The 7,893-nt window shown below is 70.0% G+C and carries 9 protein-coding genes and 1 pseudogene; 6 read left to right on the top strand and 4 right to left on the bottom strand.

Features of this window, described 5'->3' with window-relative positions; genetic code table 11:
* Positions 1-141 precede the first annotated feature (141 nt).
* The 4 genes from RWP81_RS12095 to RWP81_RS12080 all read right to left on the bottom strand — a co-directional run bounded on the left by RWP81_RS12095 (position 142) and on the right by RWP81_RS12080 (position 2,469).
* Complete coding sequence (locus tag RWP81_RS12095) at positions 142-903, bottom strand: ABC transporter permease (RefSeq protein ID WP_314456430.1); 762 nt, start codon at positions 901-903, stop codon at positions 142-144.
* Positions 900-1,688, bottom strand: coding sequence for an ABC transporter ATP-binding protein (locus RWP81_RS12090; RefSeq protein ID WP_314456428.1), 789 nt, complete (start codon positions 1,686-1,688; stop codon positions 900-902). Before RWP81_RS12090 ends, RWP81_RS12095 begins: the two co-directional genes overlap by 4 nt.
* A 90-nt stretch (positions 1,689-1,778) precedes the next feature.
* Complete coding sequence (locus tag RWP81_RS12085) at positions 1,779-2,138, bottom strand: DUF1048 domain-containing protein (RefSeq protein ID WP_314456426.1); 360 nt, start codon at positions 2,136-2,138, stop codon at positions 1,779-1,781.
* Position 2,139: 1 nt separating this feature from the next.
* Positions 2,140-2,469, bottom strand: coding sequence for a PadR family transcriptional regulator (locus RWP81_RS12080; RefSeq protein ID WP_314456424.1), 330 nt, complete (start codon positions 2,467-2,469; stop codon positions 2,140-2,142).
* 189 nt (positions 2,470-2,658) lie between these two features.
* Here RWP81_RS12080 and RWP81_RS12075 point away from each other — a divergent pair, with 189 nt between their 5' ends.
* From RWP81_RS12075 to RWP81_RS12050, 6 genes and pseudogenes are all read left to right on the top strand, one after another.
* Complete coding sequence (locus RWP81_RS12075; protein WP_055958541.1) at positions 2,659-2,985, top strand: PTS sugar transporter subunit IIB; 327 nt, start codon at positions 2,659-2,661, stop codon at positions 2,983-2,985.
* A 19-nt stretch (positions 2,986-3,004) separates the two neighbouring features.
* Complete coding sequence (locus RWP81_RS12070; protein WP_183418306.1) at positions 3,005-3,280, top strand: HPr family phosphocarrier protein; 276 nt, start codon at positions 3,005-3,007, stop codon at positions 3,278-3,280.
* Positions 3,281-3,295: 15 nt separating this feature from the next.
* Positions 3,296-4,981, top strand: coding sequence for a phosphoenolpyruvate--protein phosphotransferase (ptsP, locus tag RWP81_RS12065; protein ID WP_314456421.1), 1,686 nt, complete (start codon positions 3,296-3,298; stop codon positions 4,979-4,981).
* A gap of 53 nt (positions 4,982-5,034) precedes the next feature.
* A complete protein-coding gene (locus tag RWP81_RS12060) occupies positions 5,035-6,699 on the top strand; it encodes a PTS mannitol transporter subunit IICB (protein WP_314456419.1) in 1,665 nt (554 codons plus the stop codon).
* A 101-nt stretch (positions 6,700-6,800) separates the two neighbouring features.
* Positions 6,801-7,238 carry a PTS sugar transporter subunit IIA gene (locus RWP81_RS12055; protein ID WP_055958551.1) on the top strand — a complete coding sequence of 146 codons (438 nt, stop codon included), beginning with the start codon at positions 6,801-6,803 and terminating at the stop codon, positions 7,236-7,238.
* A pseudogene (locus tag RWP81_RS12050) lies at positions 7,235-7,893 on the top strand (mannitol-1-phosphate 5-dehydrogenase); the annotation flags it as partial. The gene RWP81_RS12055 and the pseudogene RWP81_RS12050, both read left to right, overlap by 4 nt.

Below are 7,893 nucleotides of genomic sequence, written 5' to 3'. Positions count from 1 at the left end.
GGACGAGACCGTCGTCTGCGCGACCGCGCCGCGGAACGAGACCGTCGTCTGCGCGACCGCGCCACAGGACGCGACCGTCGTCGCCACCGCACGCGCCCGCGGCACGGAACGAGACCGTCGCGCTCGCGCGTGCGCAGCACCTCACCGCGCGGTGCGCCGGAACAGAGCGATCGCGACGGCCATTGCGACGACGAGGATCGCGACGCACCACGCCGACGCGATCCAGATCTGGCCCCCGACGGGCTGCTGCGACAGCAGCGCGCGGATGGTGTCGACGATCGAGGTGACGGGCTGATTCTCGGCGAACCACCGCACCGGACCGGGCATCGTGTCGGTGGGCACGAACGCCGAGCTGACGAACGGCAGGAAGATCAGCGGGTAGCTGAAGGCACTCGCACCGTCGATCGTCTTCGCCGCGAGTCCCGCGATGACCGCGATCCACGTCAGGGCCAGGGTGCAGAGCATCAGGATGCCGGCCACCCCGAGCCACGCGGCAACCGATGCCCCCGAGCGGAACCCCAGCAGCAGCGCGACGCCCACGACGAGCGACAGGGATGCCGCGTTCGCGATGAGCGAGGTGAGCACGTGGCCCCACAGCACGCTGGAGGCCGCGATCGGCATGGAGCGGAACCGGTCGACGATGCCGCCCTTCAGGTCGAGGAACAGTCGGTAGGCGGTGTAGGCGATTCCGGATGCCACGGTCACCAGCAGGATGCCGGGCAGCAGGTAGTCGACGTAGGCGGTGCCCCCGGTGTCGATCGCGCCGCCGAAGACGAAGACGAAGAGCAGCATCATCGCGATCGGCATGATCGCCGTGGTCACGATGGTGTCGGGGCTGCGCAGGACGTGCCGCAGCGACCGGCCGGTGAGCACCGCCGTGTCGGCGAGGGCGTGGGTGGTCATGATCTCGCGGCTTCGGTCGTGCCGGTCGGACCGACGATGGCGAGAAAGATCTCTTCGAGGCTGGGCTGCTTCTCGACGTACTCGCGCGTGGTGGCGGGGAACATCGCGCGGAGTTCGGCGAGGGTGCCCTCGGCGATGATGCGCCCCTCGTGCAGGATCGCCATGCGATCGGCGAGGTGCTCGGCCTCCTCGAGGTACTGCGTGGTCAGCAGGACGGTGGTGCCGGCCGCGGCGAGCGCGCGGACGGCATCCCACACCTCGTTGCGCGCGTGCGGGTCGAGTCCGGTGGTGGGCTCGTCGAGGAAGACGACCGACGGATTCCCGACGAGGCTCATCGCGATGTCGAGCCGACGCCGCATGCCGCCGGAGTACGTGGATGCCGTGCGCCCACCGGCATCCGTCAACGAGAACCGCGCGAGCATCTCGTCGGCGACGCGGCGCGGCTGGGCGAGGTGTCGGAGGCGGGCGACCAGCGCGAGGTTCTCGCGTCCGGTGAGCACCTCGTCGACGGCGGCGAACTGCCCCGTCAGGCTGATCGCGGCGCGTAGGCGCGCCCCGTCGGTCGCGACATCGATGCCGTCGACCTCGGCGGCTCCCGCATCGGCGGCCAGGAGGGTCGACAGGATGCGGACCGCGGTGGTCTTGCCGGCGCCGTTGGAGCCGAGCAGGGCGACGATCGTGCCGCGCGCGACGTCGAGGTCGACGCCTCTCAGGACGTGCACGTCGCCGTACGATTTCGCGAGCCCCCGTACGCGGATCGCAGGGGCCGTCTCGATGACAGGCATGGATGTTCCTTCCGATTCGACCGGCCGAAGGGCGCACGAGACCATCGCCTCCGACCGACCGGGTGTCGGAGCGCGTGCGGGCGTGGCGGGTCAGCCCTGCTGGCGGGCCGCCTCATCGATGGCACGCGTGAGACGTGCCCGTTCGCGGCCGATCCAGCTGCCGTCGCCGTAGTTGGCCATGAACTCCTCGGCGAAGACGACGGGGTCCTCCCCGACGAGGTCGCGAACGGGCGTCCGATCCGCCGCCCCCTGCTCGAGCAGGTCGGCGAGGTCGCTCACCATGCGGATGAGGCCCTCGGTGTTCTCGGTGGGCCCGAGGTTGAGCAGGTAGCGCTCGAGAGCCGCGGCCGTCCGCCGGTACGGCTCGGGCAGGGCGTGCACACGCTGGCGGTATTCGCGCCACTGCTTCTTGGCGCTCAGGTCGCCGATGATCTTCTCGTACCAGGCCATGTCACTTCTCCTTCTCGCGGAGCGCTTCGAGCCTGTCGGCGAGCGTGCTCCAGGTGGTCCAGAATTCGGCGAGCTGTGCCCGCCCGTCGTCATTGAGCGCGAAGACCTTGCGCGGCGGGCCCTTCTCGGACGGCACCTTCTCGACGTCGACGAGACCGCGCTGCTCGATGCGCACGAGGATCGCGTAGATCGTGCCCTCGGCGAGGTCGGCGAACCCGCGCTCACGCAGGTCTGCGGTGATCTCGTACCCGTAGGCTGGTCGCCCCGCGAGCACGGCGAGGACGACGCCCTCCAGGACGCCCTTGAGCATCTCGGTGTCCTGCTTGCCCATCTGCTACCCCCTGTCACTGACTACCACTAGAGAGTAACGCTGACTACCAGTACTTAGCAACACCGAATAGGAGCACCTCCCGCACCTCGCGCGGGAAGGCGCGGCATCCATGTTCCGGGGGGTGGGAAACGAACCTGGTTGTCGGCTGGGAACGAGGTGCGGACAATCATGAGGGAGAAAGGCCGGTCGATGAGGATCCTCGTGGTGTGTGGAGCGGGTGCGTCAAGCACGTTCGTCGCGCAGCGCGTGCGCCGTGCTGCACTCGAACGCGGACTCGACCACTCCGCGTCGGCGGGAACGTCGCGCTCCCTGCCGATCGACCTCGACACCGCCGACATCGTGCTCGTGGGGCCCCACCTCGCGGCCGACATCGACCGCATCCGAGACGCCGCCGCGGCTCGGAGCGTCACCGTCGTCCTGCTCCCCGACGACGTCTTCGCCGACGTCACCGGCACCCGAACCCTCGCCCTGGTCGAAGAGGCGCTGCGCGTCCGCCAGCCCGCGGACACGATCTGAGATCGACGGAAAGGACCCCATGCCGCACCTGACCCGCACCGTCCGCATCGGATCGTCGCACGGCCTGCACGCCCGTCCGGCGAAGCTCTTCGCGCAGGCGGCGAAGGAGTCCGGCATCCCCGTGACCATCGCGAAGGACGCGGGCAAGCCGATCAACGCGGCCAGCATCCTCGGCATCATCGCCCTGGGCCTGGAGTACGGCGACTACGTCACCCTCACCGCCGACGGCGCGAACGCCGAAGCCACGATCGATCGCCTCAGCGAACTGCTGACCACCGACCACGACGCCGAGTAAAGGAAGCACAGGAACATGACGGAACTCCGTGGAGTCGGAATCGGACTGGGCGTCGCCCAGGGACCCATCGCGCGCATGGCGGAGCCCCTGCCCGCGCCGAAGGACGCCAAGAGCGACCTCTCGGTCGACGCCGAGACGGCGCGCGTGCGCGAGGCCGTCGCCGCCGTCGCCCGTGAGCTCGAGGCCCGCGGGGCCCAGGCCGGCGGCGCCGCGCGCGACGTGCTCGAAGCGCAGGCGATGATCGCCGAAGACCCGACCCTCGAAGCCGAGGTCGACAGCCGCCTCGCGAGCGGCAAGACCGGCGAGTTCGCCGTGCACGACGCCTTCGCCTCCTTCCGCGAGCAGCTGGTCGCCCTGGGCGGCTACCTCGGCGAGCGCGCCGCCGACCTCGACGATGTCGCCCAGCGCGTGATCGCCCGTCTCCGCGGCGTCGCCGCCCCCGGCATCCCCGATCCCGGTCACCCGTTCGTGCTGGTCGCGAAAGACCTCGCCCCCGCCGACACCGCGCTGCTCGACCTCGACAAGGTGCTGGCCCTGGTCACCACCGAGGGCGGACCGACCTCGCACACCGCGATCCTCGCTCGCGAGAAGTCGATCGTCGCCGTCGTGGGCGCGAGCGGCGCCAAAGACCTCGTCGACGGGCAGTCCGTCATCGTGGACGCCGCCGCGGGCGTGGTCACCGTCGACCCGACCGACGACGAGAAGGCGCGCGCGCTCACCCGTGCCGCCTCTCGAGCCGCCGCGGCATCCGCCCCGATCACCGACGGCGCCCTCGCCGACGGGACGAAGGTGCCGCTGCTGGCGAACCTCGGCAAGCCGGGTGGCGCGTCGGAGGCCGTCGAGCTGGGCGCCGAGGGCGTGGGCCTGTTCCGCACCGAGTTCCTGTTCCTGAGCTCGAGCTCGGCCCCCACGGTCGAGGAGCAGCGCGCGGCGTACACCGAGCTGCTCGCCGCCTTCCCCGGCAAGAAGGTCGTCGTGCGCGTGCTCGACGCCGGCGCCGACAAGCCCCTCCCCTTCCTCAACGACGCGCACGAAGAGAACCCCGCGTTGGGCCTCCGCGGCCTCCGCGCCCTGCGTGCGAGCGAGGACATCCTGCGCGAGCAGCTGACGGCCCTGGCCGAAGCGGATGCCGCGACGCGGGCGTCCGAGGCCGGCCCCGCCGACCTGTGGGTCATGGCGCCCATGGTGTCGACGGTCGAGGAGACCCGCTACTTCACGGATCTGGCGAAGGACTACGGCCTGAAGACCACCGGCGTGATGGTCGAGGTGCCGTCCTCGGCGCTGCTGGCCGACCGCATCCTGCAGATCGCGGACTTCGCCTCGATCGGCACCAACGACCTGACGCAGTACACCCTCGCCGCCGACCGTCTGCTCGGTTCGGTCGCGTCGTTCCAGGACCCGTGGCATCCGGCCGTCCTCCGCCTCATCCGCGAGGTCGGGGCGGCGGGCCGCGCGAACGACAAGCCCGTCGGCATCTGCGGCGAGGCCGCGGCCGACCCGCTGCTCGCCGTCGTGCTCGTCGGCCTCGGCGCCACCACCCTGTCGATGGCCCCCACGGCCCTCGCCGACGTGCGCGCGAGCCTGCTCACCCACACTCTCGACGATGCCCGCCGCATCGCCGAGGCAGCCCTGGCCGCCGATGACGCGGCCTCAGCCCGTGAGGCGGCCCAGGCCGCCTCCTCGACCCCCGTCGCGGTGTAAGCCGCCCACCCCAACCGCGGCCCTGCCGCACCGCTAGTCAAGGAGACACAGCAATGACGACGACGTCAGCCACCAAGAAGCCGGGAGGAGCACGGATCGCCGTACAGCGATTCGGGACGTTCCTCTCCGGCATGATCATGCCGAACATCGCGGCATTCATCGCATGGGGTTTCATCACCATGCTCTTCATCCCCGCCGGCTTCTTCGGCGCCAACAGCCCCTTCGGCTGGCACTGGTCGCCGGTCGCCGAGATCCTCGGCGGCGGCGGTGACGCCGCAATCATCCAGTGGCCCGGCGCCATGACCGCGCTCACCGCGACCGAGGACGGCACCACCTACCAGGGCTACGTGGGCCTCGTCAGCGTCATGATCACGTACCTGCTGCCGCTGCTCATCGCCAACACCGGTGGACGCATCGTCTACGGTGCCCGCGGTGGCGTCGTGGCGACGATCGCCGTGATGGGTGTCATCGTCGGCACGAACATCCCGATGTTCCTCGGCGCGATGATCATGGGCCCGCTCGCGGCCTGGATCACCAAGCAGATGGACCGGCTGTGGGACGGCAAGATCCGCCCCGGCTTCGAGATGCTCGTGAACAACTTCTCCGCCGGCATCCTCGGCATGGTCCTCGCGATCGTCGGCTTCTTCGCCTTCGGTCCGGTGTTCCTCGGCATCAGCGCCGTCCTCGGCAGCATCGTGGCGTTCCTCGTGCAGTTCAACCTGCTCCCGGTGCTGTCGATCATCGTCGAGCCGGCCAAGGTGCTGTTCCTCAACAACGCCATCAACCACGGCGTGTTCACCCCGCTCGGCATCGAGCAGGCCGCGGAGAGCGGCAAGTCGATCCTGTTCCTCATCGAGGCCAACCCCGGCCCCGGCCTGGGTCTCCTCCTCGCCTTCACCTTCTTCGGTGTGGGTGCGGCGAAGGCCTCGGCTCCCGGCGCGATCATCATCCAGTTCCTCGGTGGCATCCACGAGATCTACTTCCCGTACGCCCTCGCCAAGCCCATGACGATCCTCGCCCTGATCGCCGGTGGCGCCTCGGGTGTCGCCACGAACATGATCTTCCAGGGTGGCCTGGCCTTCCCGGCCGCGCCCGGCAGCATCATCGCCGTCACCGTCGCCGCCATCGGCGCAGGCCCCGCCAACCTCCTCGTGGTCTACCTGTCGGTGGTCGTCGCCGCCGTCGTTACCTTCCTCGTGGCGGGCGTCATCCTGCGCGCCTCGCGCAAGCGCGACCAGGAGGCCGAAGGCGACAGCTTCGCGGCAGCGATCGACCAGACCGCCGCCAACAAGGGCAAGGAGTCGTCGACCCTCGGCGCCCTGCGCACGCGAGCTGCCGGTACGACCGGCGCCGGCACGACCGAGGCGGCCGACCGCGACGTCGACGGCGCTCTCGGCGGACTCGGCGGCGGTGTCGCCACGAAGCAGTTGAACAACATCGTGTTCGCCTGCGACGCCGGTATGGGCTCGTCGGCGATGGGCGCGAGCGTCCTGCGCAACAAGATCAAGAAGGCGGGCCTCGACGGGGTCACGGTCACCAACCAGGCGATCGCGAACCTCGACGGCTCGGCCGACCTGGTCATCACGCAGAACCAGCTCACCGACCGCGCGAAGGCGCAGTCGCCCGACTCGGTGCACGTGTCGGTCGACAACTTCATGAACTCGCCGAAGTACGACGAGGTCGTGGAGATGGTCCGCGCGCAGCACGACGCGAAGTAACACCTACCACGGAGGGGCCGGCGCGCAAGCCCGGCCCCTCCGCCTTCCCGTCCGGCCCGTCATTTGCAAGGCTGGACAGCACGACGAGAAAGGCGAGAACCATGTCAGACGTCCTCCGCATCGAATCCGTCCGCATCCACCCCGGGAGCGCCAGCCGCGAGGAGGCGATGAAAGAGGCCGCCGACCTGCTGCAGGCCGCGGGCTCGGTCACCGCCGAGTACTTCTCCGCCATGCAGCAGCGTGAAGAGACCGTGTCGACGTACATGGGCAACGAGCTCGCGATCCCCCACGGCACCAACGAGACCAAGCAGGCCATCCTCACCTCGGGTCTGTCGGTCGTCCGCTACGACGGCGGCGTCGACTGGGGCGGCGAGCCGGTGACCTTCGTCGTCGGCATCGCCGGCAAGGGCGACGAGCACCTCGAGATCCTGTCGCAGATCGCCATCCTCTTCTCCGAGGAGGACGACGTCGCGCGCCTCAAGGCCGCCTCCTCCCCCGATGAGCTCTACGAGGCCCTCTCCGGGTCCGTCAACGCATGAAGGCCGTCCACTTCGGCGCCGGCAACATCGGGCGCGGTTTCGTCGGCCTGCTGCTGCACGAGGGCGGGTACGACCTCGTCTTCTCCGACGTCTCGGCGGCCCTCGTCCAGGCCATCAACGACGCGTCGTCCTACACCGTGCACGAGGTGGGGGACGGCGGCGTCGACAAGCAGGTGACGGGCTTCCGCGCGATCGACAGCTCGGTGGATGCCGAGGCACTCGTCGACGAGATCGCCACGGCCGACGTGGTGACCACCGCGGTCGGCCCGACGATCCTGAAGTTCGTCGCCCCGCACATCGTCGCGGGTCTGGCACTTCGCGACCCCTCGCTCGCGCCGCTGCAGATCATGGCGTGCGAGAACGCGATCGGCGCCACCGACCAGCTGCGCGAGCACGTGGTCGCGCTGGCGGGCGAGTCGTGGGACGCCCTGGCATCCCGCGCCGTGTTCGCCAACACCGCGGTGGACCGCATCGTGCCGGCGCAGACGCAGGGCGGCGTCGACGTCACCGTCGAGCCGTTCTACGAGTGGGCCATCGAGCGCGCCCCGTTCGGCGACACCCCGCCGCACATCCCCGGTGCGCACTTCGTCGACGACCTCGAGCCCTACATCGAGCGCAAGCTCTTCACCGTCAACACCGGGCACGCCACCACGGC

Source organism: uncultured Microbacterium sp. (assembly GCF_963521695.1).
GTDB lineage: Bacteria > Actinomycetota > Actinomycetes > Actinomycetales > Microbacteriaceae > Microbacterium.
Note: the sequence above shows the minus strand (reverse complement) of the source record. Positions and strands in the feature narration are given on the sequence as shown.

Excerpts from the sequence above, each read along its gene's own strand:
- RWP81_RS12095 (WP_314456430.1), bottom strand. The coding sequence starts at position 903 with ATGACCACCCACGCCCTCGCCGACACGGCGGTGCTCACCGGCCGGTCG.
- RWP81_RS12090 (WP_314456428.1), bottom strand. The coding sequence starts at position 1,688 with ATGCCTGTCATCGAGACGGCCCCTGCGATCCGCGTACGGGGGCTCGCG.
- RWP81_RS12085 (WP_314456426.1), bottom strand. The coding sequence starts at position 2,138 with ATGGCCTGGTACGAGAAGATCATCGGCGACCTGAGCGCCAAGAAGCAG.
- RWP81_RS12080 (WP_314456424.1), bottom strand. The coding sequence starts at position 2,469 with ATGGGCAAGCAGGACACCGAGATGCTCAAGGGCGTCCTGGAGGGCGTC.
- RWP81_RS12075 (WP_055958541.1), top strand. The coding sequence starts at position 2,659 with ATGAGGATCCTCGTGGTGTGTGGAGCGGGTGCGTCAAGCACGTTCGTC.
- RWP81_RS12070 (WP_183418306.1), top strand. The coding sequence starts at position 3,005 with ATGCCGCACCTGACCCGCACCGTCCGCATCGGATCGTCGCACGGCCTG.
- ptsP (WP_314456421.1), top strand. The coding sequence starts at position 3,296 with ATGACGGAACTCCGTGGAGTCGGAATCGGACTGGGCGTCGCCCAGGGA.
- RWP81_RS12060 (WP_314456419.1), top strand. The coding sequence starts at position 5,035 with ATGACGACGACGTCAGCCACCAAGAAGCCGGGAGGAGCACGGATCGCC.
- RWP81_RS12055 (WP_055958551.1), top strand. The coding sequence starts at position 6,801 with ATGTCAGACGTCCTCCGCATCGAATCCGTCCGCATCCACCCCGGGAGC.